Below are 1,177 nucleotides of genomic sequence, written 5' to 3' on the forward strand. Positions count from 1 at the left end.
TGTACCCGTAGCTTCGGTGAATTGCTTAGCCCCGTTACATCTTCCGCGCAGGCCGACTCGACTAGTGAGCTATTACGCTTTCTTTAAATGATGGCTGCTTCTAAGCCAACATCCTAGCTGTCTAAGCCTTCCCACATCGTTTCCCACTTAGCAATTACTTTGGGACCTTAGCTGACGGTCTGGGTTGTTTCCCTTTTGACGACGGACGTTAGCACCCGCCGTCTGTCTCCCGGATAGCACTCTTTGGTATTCGGAGTTTGCAAAGGGTTGGTAAGTCGGGATGACCCCCTAGCCTTAACAGTGCTCTACCCCCAAAGGTGTTCGTCCGAGGCGCTACCTAAATAGCTTTCGAGGAGAACCAGATATCTCCCGGTTTGATTGGCCTTTCACCCCCAGCCACAAGTCATCCGCTAATTTTTCAACATTAGTCGGTTCGGTCCTCCAATGCGTGTTACCGCATCTTCAACCTGCCCATGGCTAGATCACCGGGTTTCGGGTCTACACCTAGCAACTAAACGCGCAGTTAACACTCGGTTTCCCTACGGCTCCGCTATTCGCTTAACCTCGCTACTAAATGTAAGTCGCTGACCCATTATACAAAAGGTACGCAGTCACGGTCTCAAGAACCGCTCCCACTGCTTGTACGTATACGGTTTCAGGTTCTATTTCACTCCCCTCACAGGGGTTCTTTTCGCCTTTCCCTCACGGTACTGGTTCACTATCGGTCAGTCAGGAGTATTTAGCCTTGGAGGATGGTCCCCCCATGTTCAGACAACATATCACGTGTGCCGCCTTACTCGATTTCATCTTCAGTTAGTTTTCGTGTACGGGACTATCACCCTGTACCGTTAAGCTTTCCAACTTATTCCACTAACACCCTGAAGACTTAAGGGCTGGTCCCCGTTCGCTCGCCGCTACTGAGGGAATCTCGGTTGATTTCTTTTCCTGAGGGTACTTAGATGTTTCAGTTCCCCTCGTTCGCCTCATAACGCTATGTATTCACGTTATGATGACACCTTATGGTGCCGGGTTTCCCCATTCGGACATCTGTGCTTCAAGCGCCTTTTATCGGCTAAACACAGCTTTTCGCAGATTAACACGTCCTTCATCGCCTCTGACTGCCAAGGCATCCACCGTATACGCTTAGTCGCTTAACCATACAACCCAAACGAGTTTC

General features: G+C 50.0%; 1 rRNA gene. It reads right to left on the bottom strand.

Annotation, left to right across the window (positions count from 1 at the left end):
• Positions 1 to 1,157 (bottom strand): 23S ribosomal RNA (locus tag L2725_RS23100); the annotation flags it as partial.
• Positions 1,158 to 1,177: the final 20 nt, after the last annotated feature.

It is taken from the genome of Shewanella corallii (assembly GCF_023349125.1).
Lineage (GTDB): Bacteria > Pseudomonadota > Gammaproteobacteria > Enterobacterales > Shewanellaceae > Shewanella > Shewanella corallii.